At 59.0% G+C, this 23,451-nt stretch carries 13 protein-coding genes; 5 read left to right on the top strand and 8 right to left on the bottom strand.

The genetic code is table 11. The features are described from left to right. Positions 1 to 3,606, bottom strand: a complete 3,606-nt coding sequence (locus CAF80_RS22370; protein WP_158248870.1) for a Tc toxin subunit A — start codon at positions 3,604 to 3,606, stop codon at positions 1 to 3. Between the two features lie 134 nt (positions 3,607 to 3,740). After that, positions 3,741 to 6,938 (bottom strand): hypothetical protein, encoded by a 3,198-nt coding sequence (locus CAF80_RS22365; protein ID WP_134334334.1) that lies wholly within the window; start codon positions 6,936 to 6,938, stop codon positions 3,741 to 3,743. Positions 6,939 to 7,418: 480 nt separating this feature from the next. On the opposite strand from CAF80_RS22365, the gene CAF80_RS22360 reads away from it, so the two are divergent. After that, a complete protein-coding gene (locus CAF80_RS22360; protein ID WP_074688389.1) occupies positions 7,419 to 7,820 on the top strand; it encodes a DUF6124 family protein in 402 nt (133 codons plus the stop codon). Positions 7,821 to 7,978: 158 nt separating this feature from the next. Here CAF80_RS22360 and CAF80_RS22355 read toward each other — a convergent pair whose 3' ends face one another. The 3 genes from CAF80_RS22355 to CAF80_RS28705 form a co-directional block, all read right to left on the bottom strand. Next, positions 7,979 to 8,338 carry a PilZ domain-containing protein gene (locus CAF80_RS22355; RefSeq protein ID WP_039766204.1) on the bottom strand — a complete coding sequence of 120 codons (360 nt, stop codon included), beginning with the start codon at positions 8,336 to 8,338 and terminating at the stop codon, positions 7,979 to 7,981. Positions 8,339 to 8,557: 219 nt separating this feature from the next. Next, positions 8,558 to 8,944 carry a tol-pal system YbgF family protein gene (locus tag CAF80_RS22350; RefSeq protein WP_039765946.1) on the bottom strand — a complete coding sequence of 129 codons (387 nt, stop codon included), beginning with the start codon at positions 8,942 to 8,944 and terminating at the stop codon, positions 8,558 to 8,560. Between the two features lie 118 nt (positions 8,945 to 9,062). After that, the gene (locus CAF80_RS28705; protein WP_134334336.1) at positions 9,063 to 9,353 is read right to left on the bottom strand and encodes a hypothetical protein; all 291 of its coding nucleotides are present in this window, start codon (positions 9,351 to 9,353) and stop codon (positions 9,063 to 9,065) included. A gap of 235 nt (positions 9,354 to 9,588) precedes the next feature. On the opposite strand from CAF80_RS28705, the gene pyk reads away from it, so the two are divergent. After that, positions 9,589 to 11,040 carry a pyruvate kinase gene (gene pyk / locus CAF80_RS22345; protein ID WP_085667946.1) on the top strand — a complete coding sequence of 484 codons (1,452 nt, stop codon included), beginning with the start codon at positions 9,589 to 9,591 and terminating at the stop codon, positions 11,038 to 11,040. Between the two features lie 284 nt (positions 11,041 to 11,324). On the opposite strand, the gene CAF80_RS22340 is transcribed toward pyk, so the two are convergent. The 3 genes from CAF80_RS22340 to CAF80_RS22330 are packed head-to-tail and all read right to left on the bottom strand — an operon-like array spanning position 11,325 to position 14,138. Then, a complete protein-coding gene (locus CAF80_RS22340; RefSeq protein ID WP_085667945.1) occupies positions 11,325 to 12,074 on the bottom strand; it encodes an enoyl-CoA hydratase-related protein in 750 nt (249 codons plus the stop codon). Positions 12,075 to 12,103: 29 nt separating this feature from the next. Then, complete coding sequence (locus CAF80_RS22335; protein ID WP_085667944.1) at positions 12,104 to 13,039, bottom strand: iron-sulfur-binding ferredoxin reductase; 936 nt, start codon at positions 13,037 to 13,039, stop codon at positions 12,104 to 12,106. After that, positions 13,032 to 14,138: a diguanylate cyclase gene (locus CAF80_RS22330; protein WP_074688393.1), complete on the bottom strand. Its 1,107-nt coding sequence runs from the start codon at positions 14,136 to 14,138 to the stop codon at positions 13,032 to 13,034. Before CAF80_RS22330 ends, CAF80_RS22335 begins: the two co-directional genes overlap by 8 nt. 367 nt (positions 14,139 to 14,505) lie before the next feature. Between CAF80_RS22330 and CAF80_RS22325 the strand changes: the two genes are divergently transcribed. From CAF80_RS22325 to CAF80_RS22315, 3 genes are all read left to right on the top strand, one after another. Then, the gene (locus tag CAF80_RS22325; RefSeq protein WP_007960181.1) at positions 14,506 to 16,029 is read left to right on the top strand and encodes a fumarate hydratase; all 1,524 of its coding nucleotides are present in this window, start codon (positions 14,506 to 14,508) and stop codon (positions 16,027 to 16,029) included. Between the two features lie 239 nt (positions 16,030 to 16,268). Continuing rightward, positions 16,269 to 20,630, top strand: a complete 4,362-nt coding sequence (locus CAF80_RS22320) for a SpvB/TcaC N-terminal domain-containing protein (protein ID WP_305955812.1) — start codon at positions 16,269 to 16,271, stop codon at positions 20,628 to 20,630. After that, positions 20,627 to 23,410: an RHS repeat-associated core domain-containing protein gene (locus CAF80_RS22315; RefSeq protein ID WP_085667942.1), complete on the top strand. Its 2,784-nt coding sequence runs from the start codon at positions 20,627 to 20,629 to the stop codon at positions 23,408 to 23,410. The genes CAF80_RS22320 and CAF80_RS22315 overlap by 4 nt, the downstream gene beginning before the upstream one ends. Positions 23,411 to 23,451 lie beyond the last annotated feature (41 nt).

The following is a 23,451-nucleotide window of genomic DNA, read 5'->3' as shown; positions in this document are numbered from 1 at the left end:
TCACTGTTTGCGTTGTTTGCGGGGCGCCGGTACTCGTCGGCGCGCGGGAAGGGCTGCGACAAACGTCACATCGCGGAACGTAACGGTCGTCGAGTTTTCAGCCTTCGCTTTAACCCCCACGGTAAGCGGCTCGCCTCTGGTGAACGTCAACTCGGTGCGTCCTTGCTGGTCAGTAACAGTTTTGATCACACCCTTCGTCGGTGGATCGAGTATCCAGGCCACCAATGTGCCTGCGATGGGGTTGTCGTAGTCGTCCAGAGCGATGGCGCGGTAGGTCACCGGCGTTCCGATCAGCACCGTGCTGTCGGGCACGGGGAAAGAGTTTTGGGATTTCAAATGGAGTGAGGCCATATCCGGCCCGATCTCGACCCTCGCTGCGGCCGTTTGCTCACCCAGATCCAGCCAGAAAACGGGAGTGACGCTGCCCATCCGGCTGCCCGGGAAAAACTTCACTTTCGCCGTGCCGTTACTGTCGGTGGTGATCATTGAGGTTTCAAACCGGCCCAGCGTGGTGGCGCAATGAACATTGACGTTCAATCGCGCCTGGTCTTCGCGGTTCTTTACCGTTACGGTAAATTCGGCAAATTCGTCCGGTTTGTTGGCGATCAACCTGACGGGATCGGGCTCCGTCGTCCAGCGCACGATCACGTCCAGTTCCACGGCCATGACGTCGTCAGCATAAGTCGGTTCGGTCGTGGTCGTCAGGCTGGCTCTGAAAAGGTCTGCGGCGTGCTCATAGTCGGCATATTTGCTGTCCGGTGACAGCGTCGCGAGCTCGAGGAGTGTCCTGGCACTCTGACCGGTCTTTTTGGCCAACAAGCGAATGCGTGTCAGCACATCGAGTTGTTGCAGGGTCACGACCAGGCCTTTCGACGGGTTCACATGGGCGGCGCAGATGCGCACTTCATCCACGCTCCAGTTGAACAGCTCGGCGAGCCTCTTCGCGGCACGCTCCTGAACCAGCTCAAGACCGTGATTGCTGAGGTTGGCCGGTAACGCGTTTATGCGGTGCAGATAGTCAACCAGCCTCGTTTCCGGCTGATCGCTCATGCCCAGGGCACGTTTGTAGACTGTCAGGTAATACAGCGCTGAAAGGTCGAATGCGTCGACCGAATTGAGACCGAACCATTCGCGATACCCGGTCGCGATGAAGTGATTCAGGAATTCACTGCTGAGTTCCAGCCTCGCGACCACGGCACTACGTCTCGAGAACTCGGCCAACACCTGCAGAACAGGATCGCTCGGCGGGTCTTCCCGCCGCAGCATAGTGCCGCTGTCCTCGAAAGCTTCCGGCAATGCGAGCACTTGAGCCAATACAAAATGCACATTTGCACCGGACCAGCCAAGCACCTGCAGAACCATATCCGGCTTCAGACCGCTATACGCAGCCAACCCTTCCTGCACCATGCTGTTCTGACTGGCTCGGCAACGCAGCACGACCGCCAGAATCAGCTCCACCAGACCTGTATCGAGGCTTCCCGTCTCCGACACCACGGCCCGCTCCGTCATTTCCCGGGCATGGTCTTCGTAGCTCTTATCCGCTGATTCAACAAAATCACGAATCAGTCCCTGTTCGTCAACCAACGCCGCCAGCGCCCGCAACCACTGGCGATTGTTCGACAAAGGTTCGATACCGGCCATTTTCAGTACTTCTTCCGTCACCCGAGCCACCGGGACCTGCCGACGCAATTGATCGAACAGCGCGAGTTGTCTTTCATCGGGGCGACTCGGTGGCCAGACCGATGCTTGTTGCACCACCCAGTGCACCGGCAACTCTGCGGTTTGCGCCCATTGCACGCAATCCATCAGGGCATGCATCACACTCAGTACGTCCGGCGTCTCGGCTGATTGTTGGTTGTTGATCTGCGGCACGCCGGCCAGCGTGTTCACCCACGCCTGCCCTCCCATCAGGTTCAACAACAGGACCGCCTCGATCGGAGTGATCCCCAATAACCGGGGCAGCCGGACCATGCGATGAAAACTGGAGACGATCGGCAAGCTGCATTGGAGATCCGTCAGACCGTGAGCGGCGGCAATCAGGTTGGCAAGGTAAAAATAGGTTTCCAGATCAATGCCCAGGCCTGCGCACAGTTGCTTGACCGTAAGCAGGTCGGCAGCGGTCTCGGGAATCACCGGGAAGGATCGGTCATCCAGTACCAAAGGACGAGAACTGGCGGCACCACTGTTGAAAATTCGATCGTATTGGGCACGCTCCGTACCGCGCCCGAAAACGGAAAGCGGCCCGAGAAAGGCGGCGAAGTCTTCTGCGGGGCATCCAAAAATCTCCCGAAGTTCCTGGAACAGCCCGAGAGCTCGCAGCGTATTGGCAGTAATCCAATAGCGAGAGGGGGACGGCGAGGGCTCCTCGGCGAGCATTGCCGCAACGATCAGTCGATCGGTTTCGTGACTGGCCAACTGCAACCAGTCAGTCAGTCGCACTATACGATTGGCACGGTCAACTCGGTCGGGCTCCATATCCTCGAAACGGTTGAGCAGGTCCACGCCGGTATTGACGATGCTGATGTGAGGGGACTTGGCCTCATGTATGAACACAGACCCATGATCCCGGCCTGTTACAGGGTATGGGCCAGGGCTCATCGGGGAACGCGGCGCATTTTCGGACAGGGCGGGAGCAAAACCTTCAATCGAAAGCAATGCCTCAAGCGCCGGCGTACCCAGTTTCATTCGTTCGTTGAAAACGGCGACGAGCCTTAGATTGCCCACCGAAATGTCCTTGAGACCGAGGTATTTCAGGTAGAACTCGTCTGCCCCGTCTGGAAAATGACTCGCCTCGGTCAGGATTGTCCGCTGTGATGGACTCAACCGTGAAGCTTGAACGAGGGCGTCATCCGACTTGTCGCTCCACGGTGTCGAACGAAGCAAGTACGGATACTGCAAATCGCACAGACGCACCACGCTGCCCACCGATTCGCCATGCCCCTTCAGTACATGATCGAGGTTGACCCAGGGCCAGTGAAAGGGCAGCTCACGGGGAAATGCCTTCTGGCTCAACGCCTCGTCGAGGTTTTGAATAGACCCCAGCGTGGCGGTGATGAAGCGCTCCATGATGTGGCTGATCACTTCCACCGACGACACTACACCATGGACGGCCTTGACATCGATCAACAGATTTTCGAGGTCCGTACGCCGGCCAACGAGCGGAAAGTCCGTGCCATCGGTCATGCCCAGTCGATGCAACGCCCAATGCAACAGGGTTGTCAGATACGCCGCAGGCGAGTGAATGGCTTCGATCGCTCCCGGCGGGCACAAGTCGTCGAAGTTCGGATTGAACAACAAGGCGTAAGTCGGACCGTTATTGAGCCCCTTGCGCGCAGCGGGCCGGGAGTCTTTCGCGGTCAATTGGTGCTCGATGAATTGCCGCAATACCGCGGTCGACAGCACATTGAGGCGCTGCTGGAACTCGCCGGCCTGTTGCCGGGTCAGGCCATAGTCGTGCATCAACCCGTCGACGCCTTTCTGCGCCAGTACGGCGACCGATCCCCCCGCCTTGAAAAAACGTGTCAGTGCCGTCGTGGACGAGCGTTTGGGTTTACCGACCGCTTGCGTGAACATCTTCTGAGCGATCTGAGCGGGAGAGCGGTTCATGTTGATGCTCCTGGGTCCGAACCGTTTCCAGTGAAGGAACGGCGCATTTCGCATAGTGCCTGCAACGGATTTGGCGCCATCGCACGGGCGGCGTCTACTGTCAGAACTGACAGTAGACGCGACCATTGGTCGGATCACTCGGGGTTCGGATGAAGGCTTGACGGCTCGTCAGATATTTCGAATCGTTTGCTGTCAGCGGGCATGGAGCGTTTTCCACCCACGACCTGCACGGCACGTGCCCAGTGCGGGCCGCCAGGCAGATTTCGCTCGGATACACCGGCCCAATGTTCACCGTCGGTCACAAGAGCGTTGACATGTTTCTTGTCGGGGTCGTACCAGGCGACCACATCAACCTTCGAGCCCGCCCGAGCACCGCCCGCAAATTCGGGTGTTGCGCTCTTCCATTCGCCCTCTGACGGTTCATTGAATGTGGGTGCGGCCTCAAGTCGCTGCACGGATCTGGGATCAGACCAACCCGAGCGGAATTCGCCCTGGCGCTGCTCGGTAACGATTGAAAACTCGGTGCCGGTTCCAGGAAGCTCGACCTGACAGCACCACGTCCCGTCCTCCTGAACCTCGGTCTGCCCCAACTCCGTACCATCAGGCAAGGCAACCACGACTATATATCCCGGATATCCGAATCCACAGACCACCACAATCTGTCCGACACCCTCATCGGTGCCTGGTGTTTCAATGAGTGCCATGTCAGGAACAACAGTGACAACTACATCCTGGCCAAGCGGCGACTCCTGATCCTTGAAGTACTGCTTGGCGTTCAGTACGCATGACCCCAAAGGCAGTGTGAAAACCTTGTTGAAATATCCATCGTCAAAATGCGGATAAACAGGATGGGGAACGCCGTCGACGTACACATTGACCTCAGTCCGGTCGAATCCATTTCCCGCTCTGGCAGAGCCTTCTACCGTAAATGTCTGGGGGACCGATTTGCCTGTTTCTGGAAAGGTGATCCTTGGTGCAAACAACACCACTGTGAAATCGACCGGATTACTGGGTGGCGATCGCAGGTCACCCTGCACCTGTATGGCGAAAACGGCGTATGTCAGATAGTCGAGTTCCTTGAGCGGTACCGACCAGACATCCCCTGTTGCGATCGCCTCTCCCAGCGGCTCTCGAGTCACGTAATCGAAAACCATGATCGTGAAACCGTCGATCCCGCCGGTGCCGTGCAACACCGGCAAATGATCCGTCTGCCCACCGGGTGGCGGATTGATTACCGGTACGCTCACCGCTATCTCGAAGGGCATGGACACCGGGTTGGAGGTTTCCCCACCGAAAGTCTGCTTGACTGAGACCGTGTGCCTGCCGGGGCGAAACGCCGTGGAGCGCTGGAACTCCCACTGCCCGTTTTCGTCCGTATCCACAACCGTATGTAAGGCAGGATTGTCGCTGAACGTGATCGTCAACTCGGCTCCCCGCCAGCATTGGCCAACGACCTCTGCAAACAAACCCTTCGGGATCACTTTTTCGATAACGGCAAGGGGCGCGGGGATGACCACGGAAACAGGATAAACCGGTTCTGATTGCAGCGCCTTGAAACACTGAATGGCCGTAATCGCATACGTACCGGGAGCCCAGCGTGCGGTTGCCGTGGCGGACCATCGCGTATCCGTGCCAACCTCGGCGATTGGCACGTTCGCAGAACTGCCGCCTACCAACCGGACCTCTACAAGGGAGCGCGGTTGATCGGACCAGTTCCTGCCCGTACCGGAGAACCTGGGAATGCCGTCCGGGCTGACGCTGAAAGTCAAGGTCGGAGGGGGTACAGGCACCACGACCCGGGTGTTCTCCGGCGCCCAATCCGAATAGATCGGCTGCCCTGTAGTGTCGGGCAGACTTTGTCGACCGCCGATCAGCGAATCACCCGGCAACCAATCAGGAAAGAGAACCGTCCAGGGCGAAGTTGTTACGGGAAAAGAGTGGAAAGCCGTCATGTTGCTCTGAACGTAGAGATGGAACGTCGCCCCGATATATCCGACACCTCCGAGGGTCACATTGCTTTGGGCATCGACCTGTACCGTCAGTTTGGTCGGTGTTGGAGGGGGTATCTTGAACGTGCGCAAATTACCGCGTCCGGAACTCTTGCCTCCAAAAGATTGTTCGACCACCAATGAAACCGGACCCGATCTGACTGTCACAGGTATGGTCCAGGTACCGTCACTTCTCACCTGACTTTCACCGACAGAATCGTTCGTCAGATCGTAATAGGCAGCGACCTTACTTTGAGCCAAACCATTATCGCCACTGAGATCAAAGTTTGGGTTCTGAGTCGAAGCCGCTGTGGGGAGAGTAATTCGCGGATAGCCCAGTACTTTGAATGCAACTGACTCGGTGTAGCCATAGCGATTGTTGGCTGGATCGTCGTAGAAACGGACTTTTACCACTGCGTCGCCAGAGGGCAAGACTTTGATAGAGGGGCCTGCCCATAATCCGGACGGATCAATTAGATCTCGATTTGCCCAACTTTCATAAATATTCGAAGCATTCAATGCGAGCATTGCCGACCCTGGTGCACCGATGGCTTTATAGACAAGGTCCTTCATTGGCACCACGGCTCCAGCCGTTGGGTAGGTCAGTTTTGCTCGATACATGTATGTCAACTCACTACGAGGCGAATTTACACCTTCAACTTGCTGATACGCCACCATCTTCTGAGAGTTTCTGTTGTCCGCAACAGTCAGCGGCACTAACCATTCTCCGCCGGTTGGCTGAACGCGCGCTGCCAACGTTCCACCTCCGTGATCAAGTACCATAAGGGCCCCGGCAAGACCTTGCGTTCCAGTGACATCAAATGTTGAATTAGCGAAGTTCCGGGAGCCAATCACCGGTGTCGGGGGTGGAGTTGGAGGTGTCCAAGTAATATATTCGGCAGTTTCCAAATCGACTGGAATTTCAATCCCGGACGATGTATCCCGATAAGTAAAAGTAAAACCTATTCGCGCTTTCCGTGTGCTAATGGGTATATCGGCTCCCAAGTTCAAATTCATCCAGCTGCCATTCTGTGAAGCATTCTGATTCGTTGAGTAACCTTCAGTCGATCCTGGAGGGCTCTGGTAGAGAGAAAACCAAAGCCTGCCGCTAGTACCGCCGTTCTTGGCACGATATTGTTTTGCTCGGCAATCAAACGAGGTGCCATTGGCATTCCAAAAATATTCGACTTTAAGCTCTGCCCAGAGTCCTGACTTCTCGGCCCTCAACGTTTTGGCGACAAACAGTCGGTTTTCATCGGGTCCCGAGGATTCGAAATCATCGTCGTCCTTGCTCTTTGGTTCCACCCCGCTGTCAGGAACATCTTTTTCGTCGTCGGTATCCATGATCTTCTCCAACACGGTTCAGGAAGGTGCCGGTGCATGCGAAAAATTGGCTCACTCATTAATGGCAACTTTTTGTACTCCCACACCTGACAGATCTGACAGTCCCGACAAACGGTAACTCTTCCCACAACCCGGTCCGGCAGCGTCCTGCAAGTCGTAACAGCGGGCTACGACACCTTGTGCCATTGCCTACAAATCCCTCAGAATCCGCCGGCTTGTGCGCCTTGGCGTTGCCCCGTAACTTGACTCCCGTCGCTGCCAATCAGCGGCCGGGTTTAGTCGCCCGGGGTAAGGTAAGGTTTGCAAACGCGCCATAAAGTCGGGTACTCCCTATCCCCGCACTCGATGGTGGCTGTGAGCAGGGCGTCCTCGGACGCGCCGGAAAAAGCCTTACTTCCCCGGTCGACTAACCTGCTTACAGCTGCCACCCCCTCGTTTAGTCGCGACGAGGTGGCGGCCCAACTTAAAAGGAAGTTAGGCATGTTCAAAGCAACTCCAAATCCACCGCTGGACACCGATCCAAAGGACCCGACCGATCAATCCGACCCGGTTTCCCCCTACACCTCCAACGACTCGAAAAAACTCCACGACGCCGCCCACAAGGCTCTCGACTTCTACCTCAATCCCAAACCTGAAAAGCCACGCAACTCGGTGGATCGCGGCATGCAAATGTTCAAGGTCGATCCCGAGATCAACCCCGAGGCGATTGCCATCCAGACCTACGAGACCTTTTCCTCGGTCAGCATTCTGTTGCTGGATCTGGCCGACAGCCTGGACGACAAGCCGCGGCACCTGGCGATGGCGATCTATCAGTTGAGTGAGATGGGGTTGTTGCTGGCGGAGAGGACGCTGGATAACGAGCGGGCGATTGCAATCGGCTAGCCAGCCGTCAAATAGGCGGTGTCAGTACTGGCGCCTTCGCGGGCAAGCCCGCTCCCACAGGGTTTCGTGTCATTCACAAAAAATTGTGACTGCCGCAGGAACTGTGGGAGCGGGCTTGCTCCGGGCGGCGTTCCGACGATGCATTTGAAGGTTTTGAGTCAGGCCGAGGCCGGCAATGGCTGAAAGCTGAAGTACTGCTTCAACGCTTCGACCAGTTGCCCATACTCGGGCGGCGTGCGGTACAGGCTGAAGCCGGCGTCGTAATGCTGAGGGGTCGCGTCTTCGTGGCACCACAGACAGCACGCCGTCAGGTCGATGACCTGCTGGCGGCCCTCCCCCAGGGGAATTTTCAGGCGCAGATTGAATTCCGCACCGATCATCATCGGCAACTGGCTGATAAGCATCAAACCGTCTTCAGAGACGTTGCCCAGAAACCCGACGGGTTTATCGGTGACGCTGTTGAACACTCGCAGAAAATACGGCAGCTGGTGCCGTTCGATTCGACGGTCGGTAAACATGAACGTATCGCCATGCATGGCCCGATGCCCGGGCCGCATTGTGCTTCGGAACGAACCTGATCTTCAGGCCCGCTCTCCCCGCTCCCGGTGTGGCGCTTGCCACGTACTTCACATGCCAGTCGCAGGTGTTGCGCCGATCTGGAGTTCTGGCTCTAAACCGGTGTCCTTGGACTATAGCTCACCTTGTACAACCAGCCAGACTTTGTATGACGACCGCCATCAGAACCGGGTTGGACGGACCACGGCGGCGGCACTGCGAGTCGGGTAGTGACCCAGGCTCTGCAGGGTTTCCAGACGCGCGCGGGCGCGGTAGGCGTATTCGCTGTCGGGGTACGAGGCGATGATGAACTGATAGGTCTGCGCCGCATCGACGAACATTTTCTGCCGCTCAAGGCACTGGCCGCGCATCATCGACACTTCCGGCCACACATAAGGGCGGGCGCGGCTGGCGCGTTCGACCTTGGACAGTTCAAGCATCACCTGCTCGCAATTGCCCCGGTCATAGGCACTGTAGGCGTTGTTCAAATGATGGTTCATCGACCAACGGGTGCAGCCCGAAGCGGCGAGGACGCTGAGGGCAAGGGCGGCAATGGGCACGAATCGCATGGGGGTTCTCCTGTCTTGTGCTCTGTATCGACCCCGTGCACAAAATCTTCAATCACCATTGCAGTGTAATGGTCGCCGAGGGCTGAGGCTCGGCGCCATGTTGGGTGCTCAACGAGATTTACGTCAGCGAGATGTTCACTATGGGTGAGGGAGGCGAAATATCCTTTCCGTCAGCTGACACTTCGACCGCATAAAAACTCAATGAGGAAAAGTCCTGATGGTTCAGCCACGAACCCAACGGGCTGACTACCTGTGAAAATAATGGATTCAAGGAATCCTTCGTGCTGTAAACACGCACAGAGTTTCCAGGAGTCCCCGTGCCTTCGAATCTAACGAAGAGCCCCGTTTTGCTGCCATCTTGCGGAACATCTACCACCGGTGTTACCGGTGAACTGTTGGCTGCGCTCATGTCCATCACCTCATGGGCTCGTCAACCATTGACGAGTTCGGTCTTCTTATATCGATCCGAAAAATGCACGCCACCTGTTAGAAATAACAGTCTCGACGAGCGGTAGGCCTACGCCGGCCGAATGTTCAAAAAGGTTCGTTTCAATAAAGAAACCAATAAGTAGTGCAAACGAACAATGACTACACCCTTCGAGCATAGTAGCCTTCGCTGGCGCTTGAACCTGAGGAGTCTTTGCATGTCCGTCCGTCGTACCAAAATCGTCGCTACCCTTGGCCCGGCCAGTAACTCGCCGGAAGTTCTCGAACAGCTGATTCTGGCTGGCCTGGACGTCGCCCGTCTGAACTTCTCCCACGGCACCCCCGACGAGCACAAGGCTCGCGCGAAGCTGGTGCGTGACCTCGCTGCCAAGCACGGCCGCTTCGTCGCCCTGCTGGGTGACCTGCAAGGCCCGAAAATCCGTATCGCCAAATTCGCCAACAAGCGCATCGAGCTGAAGATCGGGGACAAGTTCACCTTCTCCACCAGCCATCCGCTGACCGAAGGCAACCAGCAGGTGGTCGGCATCGACTACCCGGACCTGGTCAAGGACTGCGGCGTGGGCGACGAGCTGCTGCTCGACGACGGTCGCGTGGTCATGCGCGTTGAAACCGCCACCGCCACCGAGTTGAACTGCGTGGTGACCATCGGCGGTCCGCTGTCCGACCACAAAGGCATCAACCGTCGCGGTGGCGGCCTGACCGCACCGGCCCTGACTGAAAAAGACAAGGCCGACATCAAGCTCGCCGCTGAAATGGAAGTCGACTACCTCGCCGTGTCCTTCCCGCGTGACGCTGCCGACATGAACTACGCCCGTCAACTGCGCGACGAAGCCGGCGGCACCGCCTGGCTGGTGGCGAAGATCGAACGCGCCGAAGCCGTGGCCGACGACGAAACCCTCGACGGTCTGATCAAGGCTTCCGACGCTGTGATGGTTGCCCGTGGTGACCTGGGTGTGGAAATCGGCGACGCTGAACTGGTGGGCATCCAGAAGAAAATCATTCTGCACGCACGCCGCCACAACAAGGCGGTGATCGTGGCGACCCAGATGATGGAGTCGATGATCCAGAACCCGATGCCGACCCGCGCCGAAGTATCCGACGTGGCCAACGCCGTGCTCGACTACACCGACGCCGTGATGCTGTCTGCCGAATCCGCTGCCGGCGCTTATCCGCTGGAAGCCGTGCAGGCGATGGCGCGCATCTGCGTCGGCGCTGAAAAGCACCCGACCAGCAAAACTTCCAGCCACCGCATCGGCAAGGAATTCGAGCGCTGCGACGAGAGCATTGCGCTGGCGACCATGTACACCGCCAACCACTTCCCGGGCGTCAAGGCGATCATCGCGCTGACCGAAAGCGGCTACACCCCGCTGATCATGTCGCGTATCCGCTCCTCGGTGCCGATCTACTGCTTCACCCCGCACCGTGAAGCCCAGGCTCGCGCGGCGATGTTCCGTGGCGTGTACACCGTACCGTTCGACCCGGCTTCGCTGGAACCGCACGAAGTCAGCCAGAAGGCCATCGACGAACTGGTCAAGCGCGGCGTAGTGGAGAAAGGCGACTGGGTCATCCTGACCAAGGGCGACAGCTACCACACCACCGGCGGCACCAACGGCATGAAAATCCTGCACGTGGGCGACCCGCAGGTCTGAGTGACCGGTTGCTGAAAACGAAAAGCCCCGCCATGTGAATGGCGGGGCTTTTTCATTTCAGACTGATCGTTGTTGATCGTTCCCACGCTCTGCGTGGGAATGCCTCAATGGACGCTCCGCGTCCGCTTCGGCATGGGACGCGGAGCGTCCCGGACTGCATTCCCACGCGGAGCGTGGGAACGATCGGTGCGCGGAGTGCGGCGGCGGTCCGTGCGCGCAGTGTGGCCGCGTTCGATGCGCGGGAGTGCGGGGGCGATCGATGCGCGGAGCGGTCGGCGGATATCTCAATGGCGTTTGATGAACCCGGTCAACGCCGCCAACGCCTCCGGCGAGCGCAGCCGCTGGGTGAACAGTGCGCCCTCCTCCTCGATCACCTTGCGAATCAATTCGCGATCCGGCGCGCGCATCAGCTGCTTGCTGATGCGCACCGCCTCGGCCGGCAACTCGTCAAACCGCAGCGCCATCTCCCGCGCCTTGGTCAATGCGGCTTCGCCACTGTCCAGCGCCTCAGTCGCGATCCCCCATTGCGCCGCCTGCTCACCGGTAAAGCCCTCACCGAGCAGCAACAACTCCGAGGCTTTGGCCTGCCCGAGCAAGCGCGGCAGGATCAGGCTGGAGCCAAACTCCGGGCACAACCCGAGATTGACGAACGGCATGCGCAGCCGCGCATCCCGCGCCACGTACACCAGATCGCAATGCAGCAACAATGTCGTGCCAATCCCCACCGCCGCCCCGGCCACGGCGGCGACTACCGGTTTGCGGCACTCCAGCAAATTGAGCATGAAGTGAAACACCGGGCTGTCGAGGTCGCTCGGCGGTTGCTGGATGAAGTCGGCGATGTCATTGCCGGCGGTGAAACACTCGGCGCTGCCGGTGATCAGCACGGCGTTGATTTCGGGGTCGCTGTCAGCCTCTTTCAGCGCGTCGGCCAACTGGCTGTACATGGCGCGGGTCAGGGCGTTTTTCTTGTCCGGGCGGTTGAGGCGCAGGGTCAGCAAACCGCGTTCGCGGTGCAGCAGGATGGCGTCGGTCATGGCGTGTCTCGCGTCTGAAGAATCAGCGCTCAACCACGGCTCAGGAAGACATCGGCCAGCAGTTGATTGCGCGGCAGTCCGGCCAGGAACAGACGCTTGGCAAACGCGTCGACGCTGGCCGTCGAGCCGCAGACTAAGGCCAGGGTTTGCCGGGAAACAAGGCGCAGTTGCGCCAAAGCGCCCGGCAACTCGGCCGCCGTCCACAATTCCACACTGAGGTTTTCCCGCTGCGCGGCCAGTGCTTCAAGGGGTTTGGCCAGGTAATGCCCGTCGGCATCATGGGCCAGGTGAATGACGCGGATGGCGCCCCGGTGATCATGGCGCAAGGCTTCGCGCAACACGCCGAACAACGGACCGAGCCCGGTGCCGGCGGCGAGCAGCCACAGCGGCCGGTCGTGCCAGTCCGGGTCGTAATGCAGCGCGCCGCCGCGCAGTTCGCCGAGGCGGATCGGGTCGCCGATCTGCAAGCGTCGCGCGGCATCGCTGAATTCGCCGGGCTGGCGACAATCGAGGTGAAACTCAAGAAAACGGTCTTCTTCCGGCAGGCTCGCCAGCGAATACGGCCGCGCAATGTGGCCCGCCCACAGCACCAGATGCTGACCGGCGCTGTAGCGCAACGGCCGCTGGGGTGTCAGGCGCAGACGCAACACACTGTCGCCGAGCCAGTCCAGCGCCTCGACCGTGGCCGGGCGACCGTCGGTGACGGGATCGAAGGTGTGCACCTGCAAGTCTTCGATTACCTGGCACTGACAGGCCAGCCGCCAGCCCTGATCACGTTGCTCGGCGCTCAAGGCATCGGGGCGACTGTCAGCAGGCAAGCCCTGCACGCATTGCACCAGACACGCGTGGCAACTGCCGGCGCGGCAGCTGTAAGGCACCGCCACACCGTTCTGATTGAGGGCATCGAGCAGGTTGCTGCCCGCCGCCACCGACCACTGTCGTTCACCGACCCGCAGTTCAGGCATCGACGTTCTCCCACGCCGCCGCGCAGCGATTGCGGCCGTCGCGCTTGGCCCGGTACAGCGCCTGATCGGCACGCTGCAAGGCCTCGTCCAGATCATCGCCCAGTTCCAGCAGGGTCATGCCGGCAGACAGACTCAGGTTTTTCACATTCAGGCCCACCAGTTCAACGTCGGTGAAGGCGATGCGCAGGCGTTCGCAACAGGCGGTCAGGCGCTCGGCGTTGCAATCGGGCAGCAGCACCACGAACTCTTCACCACCATAACGCGCCAGCACGTCGCCGTCGCGCAGACAGGCCCCGGCGACTCCGGCGAAAGCCTGCAACACCTGATCGCCAGCGGCGTGGCCGTGAATGTCGTTGATGCGTTTGAAGTGGTCGAGGTCGATCAGCGCCAGTCCGTGCACCACGTCGGCCTCCATCGCATTCAGCTCGCGGGTGGCCAGGCGCAGGAAATGCCGGCGATTGAACAGCCCGGTCAGTTCGTCGGTGGCCACCAGGTCTTCGAGCTGGCGCATCATCCCGCGCAGGGTGTCCTGATGCGCCTGCAAGGCGAACCGCCGCTGGCGCATGCGTTGCCGGGAGGTCTGGACGAAGCGCGCATAGATCACCAGCCAGGCCAGCACGATCAGCAGGATGCAGGCCTGCAACGCGGAAAGCGCCGGATCGTGCAGACGGAAGTGGTAACCGTCCCACAGCGTGATGGCGCAGAAGCTGAAGAACACCAGCATGGCGCAGCGTACGAACGCCCGCTGTGACAGATGGAACAGGCCGAACAGCAGGACCAGCACATAGAAAACGAGAAACTCGCCCCGGGCCTCCTCCAGATGAGCAATCAGCCACGTCTGCCAGCCAAGGCCCAGCAGCACTTGGGCTTCGGTCAGGCTAGGGTCGGAAAAGCGCAGGTTGCAGCCGGAAAAGAACAGGGCGAACAGGATCGCCTGGCTGATCACCACCAGCGCACTGCCGACGGCGACACCGGCCAGCGAGTCGTTGTAGTGACCGGTGAAATACGCCAGCCACAGCAGCAGCAAAGCCAATCCATAGGTGGCTGCAGCGAGGGCGAAGCGTTTGAGCAAAAGACGTTGAATGGCGTTATGGGTCAATCGTTGACTCACCGTGCGATAAGAGGCTGACCGAGTGTCCTACTCCACAGACCGGCTGCCACTTTAGTGGCGTAGTCGATAAATGACCATTGATTTTCGGGCCGGGTATTTGGCGTCAAAAACCTGCAGCCATGCGACCAACGAATAACTCCCGGCAGATGTGCCCGCCACCGAGGCGCGGTATACTGCCGCGCCTTTTTAGCGTCGCGCCAGCAGCCCCGGCGTGCCGACCCTGAAGGGCAGCTTCGAGCTCCGAGCTTCGAGCGGCAAGTTCAAAGCAGTACACACTGCTTCAGCTTGCCGCTCGAAGCTCGCGACTTTCAGCTGCCCTTAAAGAATGTTCCCGTCTTTTAGAGGAGCGCGACTCATGACCGTGATCAAGCAAGACGACCTGATTCAGAGCGTTGCCGACGCCCTGCAGTTCATTTCCTATTACCACCCCGTGGACTTCATCCAGGCGATGCACGAAGCCTACCTGCGCGAAGAATCGCCAGCGGCCCGTGACTCGATGGCGCAGATCCTGATCAACTCGCGCATGTGCGCCACCGGCCACCGGCCGATCTGCCAGGACACCGGCATCGTGACCGTGTTCGTGCGGGTGGGCATGGACGTGCGTTGGGATGGCGCGACCATGAGCCTGGACGACATGATCAACGAAGGCGTGCGCCGCGCCTACAACCTGCCGGAAAACGTCCTGCGTGCTTCGATCCTGGCCGACCCGGCCGGTGCGCGTAAGAACACCAAGGACAACACCCCGGCGGTCATCCACTACTCCATCGTTCCGGGTAACACCGTGGAAGTGGACGTGGCGGCCAAGGGCGGCGGTTCCGAGAACAAGTCGAAAATGGCCATGCTCAACCCGTCCGACTCGATCGTCGACTGGGTACTCAAGACCGTTCCGACCATGGGCGCCGGCTGGTGCCCACCGGGCATGCTGGGCATCGGCATCGGCGGCACCGCCGAGAAAGCCGCTGTGATGGCGAAAGAAGTGTTGATGGAATCCATCGACATTCACGAGCTCAAAGCCCGTGGCCCGCAGAACCGCATCGAAGAAATGCGTCTGGAGCTGTTCGAGAAGGTCAACCAGCTGGGCATCGGCGCCCAGGGCCTCGGTGGCCTGACCACCGTGCTCGACGTGAAGATCATGGACTACCCGACCCACGCCGCCTCGCTGCCGGTGTGCATGATCCCGAACTGCGCCGCCACCCGTCACGCGCACTTCGTGCTCGACGGTTCCGGCCCTGCATCGCTGGAAGCGCCACCGCTGGACGCCTACCCGGAAATCGTCTGGGAAGCCGGCCCGTCGGCCCGTCGCGTCAACCTCGACACTCTGACTCCGGAAGACGTGCAGAGCTGGAAGCCGGGCGAAACCGTCCTGCTCAACGGCAAGATGCTCACCGGTCGCGACGCCGCGCACAAGCGCATGGTCGAGATGCTGAACAAGGGCGAAACCCTGCCGGTTGATCTGAAAGGTCGCTTCATCTACTACGTCGGCCCGGTTGATCCGGTCGGTGACGAAGTGGTTGGCCCGGCGGGCCCGACCACCGCCACGCGGATGGACAAGTTCACCCGTCAGATCCTCGAGCAGACCGGCCTGTTGGGCATGATCGGCAAGTCCGAGCGCGGCCCTACCGCGATCGACGCGATCAAGGACAACAAGGCTGTGTACCTGATGGCCGTCGGCGGTGCCGCTTACCTGGTGGCGCAGGCGATCAAGAAGTCCAAGGTTCTGGCGTTCGCCGAGCTGGGCATGGAAGCGATCTACGAGTTCGAGGTCAAGGACATGCCGGTCACCGTAGCGGTGGACAGCAAAGGTGAATCGGTACACATCACCGGTCCTGCGATCTGGCAACAGAAGATCAGCGAAAGCCTGGCGGTGGAAGTGCAGTAAGCGCTTCATCTGCTTGTAAAAAACCGGGCGGTCAGCGATGACCGCCCGGTTTTTTTTCGCCTGCCGTCAGTCGGCACCTGTCAGATCTGACAGGTGTCACGCCCTATGCCCTCTGTTAGCGTGGAACCTCGACGTTTACAGGTTGCGGTGCCATGGCCCTTGATGCAGATGCGCTCGTCACTCCTCCGTCCATCGCCAAGACAGCGTCCATTGCAACGAATGGGCGCAGTTGGAGTGAGATGGGTGAGACCGGGCAGCGCTCTCACACCTTGCCGCTGCCATCACTGTCTGCCCCCGGCCGCACGCTGGTTCCCGAGTTGCAACTGGTTTATGACGGCAATGGGGGCAACAGCACGTACGGACTTGGCTGGGATCTGCCGTATGCAGTCATCTCGCACAAGACCAGCAAGGGCGTACCTGAATATACGGACGGCGACGTCATGCATGCTGACGGCACCGACCTGCAGCCCGAACGGACGACGCGCGGCAAGATCAAGTCGACCCGCCGTACACGCGGCAAAGGCCGGCAGGCCAGAAAGTTTTCGGTGGTGCGCTATATCCCTCGTCTGGAAAGTACCTTCGCCCGCTACGAGCTCTGGACCGGTGACGACGGCCACGCCTTCTGGATAGTCCTGCACGCCGACGGCTCACAGCACTGCTACGGCAACACTCTGGATTCGTGCATTCACGATCCTGACGCCCCGACCCACATTGCCGTGTGGTTACTGGTGGAAATCATGAATGCCCTGGGTGAGCACATCTTTTACAAGTACAAGACTGACGATACAGACCCTGATCCGCGATTCGACTATTCGGCCCAGCGTTACCTGTGTCAGGTCTGTTATGGCAACAAGACCGCCAGTGACGAACTGTTGTGCCTCAAACATGAAAAACCAGAGATTCTGGATTGGTTTTTCCACCTGATCATTGACTATGGCGAACGTCCCGTCGGACTGGATGACGTACCACCGTTTGACGAACCAGACGGAAAAAAATGGTCGCTGCGCAGTGATCCGTTTCGCATGCATCGCTACGGTTTTCCAGTCGGCACCCGGCGCCTGTGCAAGCAAACTCTGTTGTTCAACAACATTGGCTCCAAGCGGGTGCTGGTCAATCGTCTATTGCTGGAACATAAACCGACATCGCATCTATACAACCACCTGACAGCGGCACATTACATGAGTTACGACGCTGAGGGCCGCGTCAAACACTCCCCTCCAATCGAGTACTGCTACAAGCCATTCGAACTCAACACGTTCCCCCAGGCCTTTCTGGCACTCGACCACATGCCAGGCCTCAATGACGGTCAGCCTTACCATTGCGTCGATCTTTACGGCGAAGGCCTGCCCGGTTTTCTCTGCCAATACGACAACGCCTGGTACTACCGCGAACCCCTGCGTGGCACTCCCGGCACGGACGAAATCGTCTACGGCCCCTGGACCCTGCTGCCGCTGATTCCGAACGCCGACAGCAACAAACCGCTGGTGCAGATCCTCACCGACCTCACGGGTGATGGCCATCTGGACTGGGTCGTCGCCCATCCCGGCGGCAGTGGGTATTACACGCTTGGTCCGGACGGCACCTGGTCGTTGTTCAAACCGTTCAGCCAGTTCCCCGTGGAGTTTTTCCATCAACTGGCACAGATGGGCGACTTGAGCGGCGCCGGTCTGGACGACCTCGCACTGATAGGCCCGAACAGCGTCCGGGTTTATGCCAACCTGCGGGAAAAAGGCTTTGCACACGGCCAGAATATGCCCCATACCCCGGACAGATTGCCGCTGTTCAGCGACGCCCGTAACGAATTGGTGTCGTTCAGCGGGATGGGCGCCAGCGGCATGGAACTGTGCCGGATCCGCCATGATGAAATCCGTTGCTGGATCAGCCTGGGTCATGGTCGGTTTGCAGAGGGGTTCAAGCTGAGCGGTTTGAAGTTCGACTACGGCGAATTCAATGCCGACCGGGTTCGCATCGCCGATCTGGACGGTTCCGGTGCCCCGGCCTTCATTTACCTGTGCTCGGACCACTTCGAAATCTGGTTCAACCATGGCGGCAATGGTCTGGCTTCGACGCCAGTGTGCGTTCCATGGCCCCGAGGCGTGCGCTACGACAACCACTGCCAGGTGACTTTCGCCGACCTGCAAGGCATTGGCTGCGCCAGCCTGCTGTTGACCGTGCCGCACATGAAACCGCAGCACTTTGTGTATCACTTCACCAGCGAACGGCCGTACCTGCTTACCGGCTGCAACAACAACATGGGCTACAGCGCCACGCTCAAACACCGCAGCAGTGCGCAATTCTGGCTGGATGAAAAACAGTCGGAGCTGGAGGCATGCAGAAAACCGGTGTGTCGGCTGCCGTTTCCGCAGATGGTGCTCCAGTGCCTGCAACAACTGGATGAAATCACCGGCAATCTACTGAGCCAGTTTTTTGAATACTTCGAGGGTTACTACGACGGTATCGAACGCGAGTTTCGCGGCTTCGGCCGGGTCTGTCAGATCGACAGCGAACTCGAACCGGGCAAGGCCGAAAGTGGCCATACGGCGCCGACGCGCGTGACGCACTGGTTTCATACCGGCCAATGCATCAACCCGATACTCAGGAACATCTGTGAGCTGGATACAGAGGCCACCCCCTTGGGTGCCACCGTGTATTCGCGTTTAAACGCGGTAAAAGGCACTGACGTAATTCGCAAGCCCTACCCCGTCGAAGAAAATGAAATCGCTCGTGCCCTCAGCGGACAACTGCTGCGCAGCGAAGTGTCCCAGGCTGATGACTCCCCGCCCGTCCGATTGTTTTCCCTGACCGAGTGTCGCTACCGGGTTCGGCAAATCGTGGGCAAACCGGCCTGCCTGCAGGTGCTCGAGCAGGAAACCCGCAGCCATCAATACGAACGCGTCATGAACGACCCGACCTGCCAGCACGTGGTCAACATGGCATGGGACAAGTACGGTCGACTGACTCACGGTTTCACAGTGGCCTGTGCACGCCGCCGCACGAAAAATGACCCTCCGCCCTTCGAGCAGGAGGATCAACAGCTCGCCTGGATGGACAGCCATGATGAGCAACAGGAATTTTTTTATCTGACAGAGACACTTGCCGAATACATCAACCTGATCACTGACGGCCACTGGCTGCTCGGCTTGCCCAGCCGCCAGCGCGGTAATGCGATGAAGCTGCCCAAAGGCGATCTGCCGGACGGTTTGCGCGCAGCGGACATCAGTTTCGAAAATTTCGATCGGCATAAAGACAGCGCCAAGTGGAAAGCCGAACGCGAACTGACCTCGCTGTCGCAACATTCCTATCTGAAGGCCGCCGGCGAGATGCTTTACCCACCGTTGGCAGGACCGACGAAACAGGCCGTGTTCGACAAGAAGGCGCTGGAGGCCTACGCCGATACCCCGATTGTCATTCGGGATGAGCTGCGCAAGATCGGCTATGAGCCGATGAATCTGTTTTTCCCAGAAGATTCGGAAGAGGACAAACTGAAAAACCTGTGGTCGGCCGAAAGCGGATTCTTCACTTACACCGATGCCACGGGTTTCTACCACATCACCGCTGTGCAACAAACCGCCAGCCATGGCAAGACGCACATCACCTGGGACGACTATCACCTCTTCACCATTGCCATTACCCTCCCGGATGGCTGCACGACGACAATCGTTCATGACCCTCACACGCTCCTGCCCCTGAGCATCACGGACGCCAACGGCAACATCCAGGAAGTGCTTTATGAGCCGGGTGGCCAGCCCATGGTGCACAGTTTTCATGGCACCGAAGACGGCAAACCGGCCGGCTTCAAGCCACTGGCCGAGTACCCCGAACAGAAGAATCTGAGTGTCGAATATGCGCTTGCCAACCCTGAGGAAGTGCTGAAGTGCGCTGCTAGCGTGGTGCGCACCGACCTGTTCAGCTGGATGCCAGTGCTGCCGCCCGGAACGCTGCCGCGCAAAAGAAAGGAATGGATCGCCAAGGGGCTGATTCTGCCCGATGGACATATCCGCGCCTCGGCCCTGCGCTGGCTGAACCAGCGAAAACAACGCACGGCCAGCGAACAGACCCTGCTCGGAATCATCCGCACGGGCCCACGGCAGCCGGTACACAGCCTCAGCCTGGTTGCCGACCGTTACCACACCGATCTGCTGCAATTGATTCAGATGGTCATCGCTTACATCGACGGCTTCGGCCGCCCGCTGCAAAGCAAACAACTCGTCCCGCCGGGCGATGCGTTTGTGGCCACGCCCGGAAAGAGCCTTGCGCTGGACCGTGGCCAGCCGCGCACGGCACCGGCCGATCCGCGCTGGCGAGTCAGCGGGCGGGTGGAATACAACCACAAAGGCGAAACCATCCGCGTCTATCGCGCCTATTTCCTCGATACCCATAGCTACATCAATGACAGCTCAATGCGCGAGCACGGTTACCACGACCGGATGTTCTACGACGCCTTGGGCCGGCCGATCCAGACGATCAATGCGCTGGGCCATCTGGCGTTCGACATCCTGCACCCGTGGTTCACGCTCAGCTATGACTTCAACGACACGGAAGAACCGCCACCGGCCAAGCCTGCGAAGCCTGCCAAACCGGCGAAGAAGGTCAAGCCATGAACGCCAGCGTGCACCGGAACACACCGTCGGTGGCTGTCATCGGCCCGCGCGGCGAGGTCATCAGACAGGTCGAATACCTGCGCAAGGTCGCGGACGGCCCCGTTCAGGCGCTTGTCACCCGCCAACAGCATGACGTGGCCGGCCGCGCGGTGGCGCAACGCGACCCGCGCCTGCCCACGCCCAATACCCGGACCGTGTTTGCACTGAACGGGCAGGCGTTGAACACGATCAACGTCGATGCCGGTGTGAACATCACGCTGCCGGGACTGGCCGGGGAACCCCGGCAGACCTGGGACGCCCGTGGCAATCATCGACGCATGAGTCATGATCCACAGCTGCGTCTGGTCAGTCTTGAAGAGAATGGCGCAGCGGATATCGAAAAAAACAGCTATGCCGCCGCGACTGCCGATCCCCGATACAACCTGCGCGGAAACTTGATCGAGCAGAAAGATCCGGCCGGCACGGTCGAATTCAGAAGCTACGCACTGACCGGCCAGCTATTGAGCGAAACCCGCACCTTCGAGGATGCCCGGACGTTCACCAGCGGGCTGCTGTTCAGCCCGCTCGGTGCATTGCTCGAGAGCATCGATGCAGGTGGTCACCGGCAACAATCGACATACGATGCGGCCGGACAGCTCACCAAAGTGCAACTGCAAATCAGCGGGCAAGCCTGGCAGCCCATATTGAATGACATGCAATACAACGCCGAAGGCAAGGTCATCGAGCAACAAAGCGCAAACGGCGTCACCAGCCACTGGATTTACAACGATGCCAACGGACGGCTATGTCGGCACTACGCGCAAAAAGCTTCGGGGCAGACTCTCAAGGATGACGAGTACCGTCACGACCGGATTGGCAACATCACCGTCATTCGTGACCACACCTACACACCGACCTACTTCCGCAACCAGCGGGTCGACGGCGTTAGCGAGTTCGATTATGACTCCCTGTCACGTCTGATCCGTGCCACCGGCCATGACGATGCGCCGCCCAGGGACAATCCGGGCCTGCCGCAGCCAACAGATCCCAATGACCGGCGCAATTATGTCCAGACCTATGACGTGGACAAAGGCGGAAACCTGACCTGCGTGACCCATGTCCGCGACGGCAAAACCTACCATCGCCAGATGTTCGTCGACCCTGGCAGCAATCGCGCGGTGCGATGGAAAGAAGGCGATCGGATTCCGGACTTCGACGTCGAGTTCGATTCCGCCGGCAACCTGAAAGCCCTGCAGCGGGGCCAGCCAATCCAGTGGAACAGCCGCAATCAGGTGCAATCGGTAACCCTGGTCGAACACGCCAGCGGACCGCCAGACACCGAGCAATATCGATACAGCCAGGGCGTGTGCGTGCACAAACGGCTGGAAACCTACAGCGGCACAGTCAGCCACTTCGTGGACGTTCGCTACTTGCAGAACCTGCAGGTCCGCAGCAAGGAAAACGGCGAACTCCTGCATCTCATCACCGTTGCGACCGGCGTCGGACACGTTACGTGTCTGCACTGGGTGGACAAACAGCCGGTGGGCATCACTAACAATCAGCTGCGCTACTCCCTGACAGACTCATTGAGCTCGTCTGTGATGGAGCTGGATGATTCAGCGCAGATGATCAGCAAGGAGACCTACACCCCCTACGGTGCTACGGCTACGCTGGCGGCACGTTCGCAGATTGAGGTGGATTACAAGTTCATCCGCTACTCGGGCAGGGAAATGAATAACGCCGGTCTGTACGACTATGGAGCACGGTATTACGCGCCGTGGCTGTGTCGCTGGATCAGCAGCGATCCTGCGGGAGATAACGATGGGCTGAACCGGTATGCGTTTGTCGGGAGCAATCCGATCACTTATTTCGATAACGGTGGCACCCAAAGAAAACCCTCAGAGCAACGTCAGATGATCAATGACCAAGTAGCTTATTTATCCACTGCGCAACAGAACCTGGACGAGGTAAACCAACAGTTTGGCGATCTGACTTCGCCGGCAAAGTTTCGATTGAAGGTACTCAAAAACTTCATTTCTCTCGCTGGCCGGGCTACCGTTGGTTTCTTCTCTGCCTGGGCAGTAACCGGTCATGCGTTCAAAGAAAGTACAATTCCTGGCGAACTGCAAGGGCTGTCATTGGGAAACTTCACGGCTGACAGCGCCGTCGGGGCTTACGAAAAAATAATGGCCCCACTCAAGATGAACGCACCGATTTTGCCAAGGCATGCGAATCTGGAACCTGGCTCTATCCGGGATCAAAGCAGCGGAACGTCTCCCGGACCACTTGATAGATTCACAGTCAATCCGGGAACGTGGGAAGAACGGTCGGAGAATATCAGGACTTTGTTCAGCATCGTTCGAGACTCCGGAGGCGGTGCGATATTGCCTGGGGTATCAGAAATTTTCGAACTCATGCGCGTAGCCAAGGACGCAACCAAGGCCGAACAGCAATTGACCGCGATAGAGTTGGATGCCTATGACTCGTTACTCGACAACCTCGAAAAATCGATTGTTCAAGCGGCAGACATCGCCGAGGCCATATTTAACGAAATGGGCGTCGGGCAATTTTATGCGAACGATCTGGATTACTTGATTGATATCGGTCTCAGCAAAGTGGGGGCAACCGATAGCAGAGCGGTCAGTCGATCCGATATAAAAAAATATCGGGAAAAGGCACTGAACAGCCTTCACGAAACCCGCACTACCGTCAAACGGTACCGCCAGTATGCGAGCATAAATTTATCCCATCGCGCTCCAAGCAACAAAGTAGTCCACTGGTGGAACAATGGCGGCAGATAGCTCAATCCACCGAAACACCCCTTCGCTCACCGTGAATGACG

Origin of the sequence: Pseudomonas sp. B34(2017) (assembly GCF_002112915.1) — a bacterium.
GTDB classification, from domain to species: domain Bacteria; phylum Pseudomonadota; class Gammaproteobacteria; order Pseudomonadales; family Pseudomonadaceae; genus Aquipseudomonas; species Aquipseudomonas pharyngis.
Note: the sequence above shows the minus strand (reverse complement) of the source record. Positions and strands in the feature narration are given on the sequence as shown.

Excerpts from the sequence above, each read along its gene's own strand:
- CAF80_RS22360 (WP_074688389.1), top strand. The coding sequence starts at position 7,419 with ATGTTCAAAGCAACTCCAAATCCACCGCTGGACACCGATCCAAAGGAC.
- CAF80_RS28705 (WP_134334336.1), bottom strand. The coding sequence starts at position 9,353 with ATGAGCGCAGCCAACAGTTCACCGGTAACACCGGTGGTAGATGTTCCG.
- CAF80_RS22315 (WP_085667942.1), top strand. The coding sequence starts at position 20,627 with ATGAACGCCAGCGTGCACCGGAACACACCGTCGGTGGCTGTCATCGGC.
- CAF80_RS22350 (WP_039765946.1), bottom strand. The coding sequence starts at position 8,944 with ATGCGATTCGTGCCCATTGCCGCCCTTGCCCTCAGCGTCCTCGCCGCT.
- CAF80_RS22325 (WP_007960181.1), top strand. The coding sequence starts at position 14,506 with ATGACCGTGATCAAGCAAGACGACCTGATTCAGAGCGTTGCCGACGCC.
- CAF80_RS22370 (WP_158248870.1), bottom strand. The coding sequence starts at position 3,606 with ATGAACCGCTCTCCCGCTCAGATCGCTCAGAAGATGTTCACGCAAGCG.
- CAF80_RS22320 (WP_305955812.1), top strand. The coding sequence starts at position 16,269 with ATGGGTGAGACCGGGCAGCGCTCTCACACCTTGCCGCTGCCATCACTG.
- CAF80_RS22335 (WP_085667944.1), bottom strand. The coding sequence starts at position 13,039 with ATGCCTGAACTGCGGGTCGGTGAACGACAGTGGTCGGTGGCGGCGGGC.
- CAF80_RS22355 (WP_039766204.1), bottom strand. The coding sequence starts at position 8,338 with ATGTTTACCGACCGTCGAATCGAACGGCACCAGCTGCCGTATTTTCTG.
- pyk (WP_085667946.1), top strand. The coding sequence starts at position 9,589 with ATGTCCGTCCGTCGTACCAAAATCGTCGCTACCCTTGGCCCGGCCAGT.
- CAF80_RS22340 (WP_085667945.1), bottom strand. The coding sequence starts at position 12,074 with ATGACCGACGCCATCCTGCTGCACCGCGAACGCGGTTTGCTGACCCTG.
- CAF80_RS22365 (WP_134334334.1), bottom strand. The coding sequence starts at position 6,938 with ATGGATACCGACGACGAAAAAGATGTTCCTGACAGCGGGGTGGAACCA.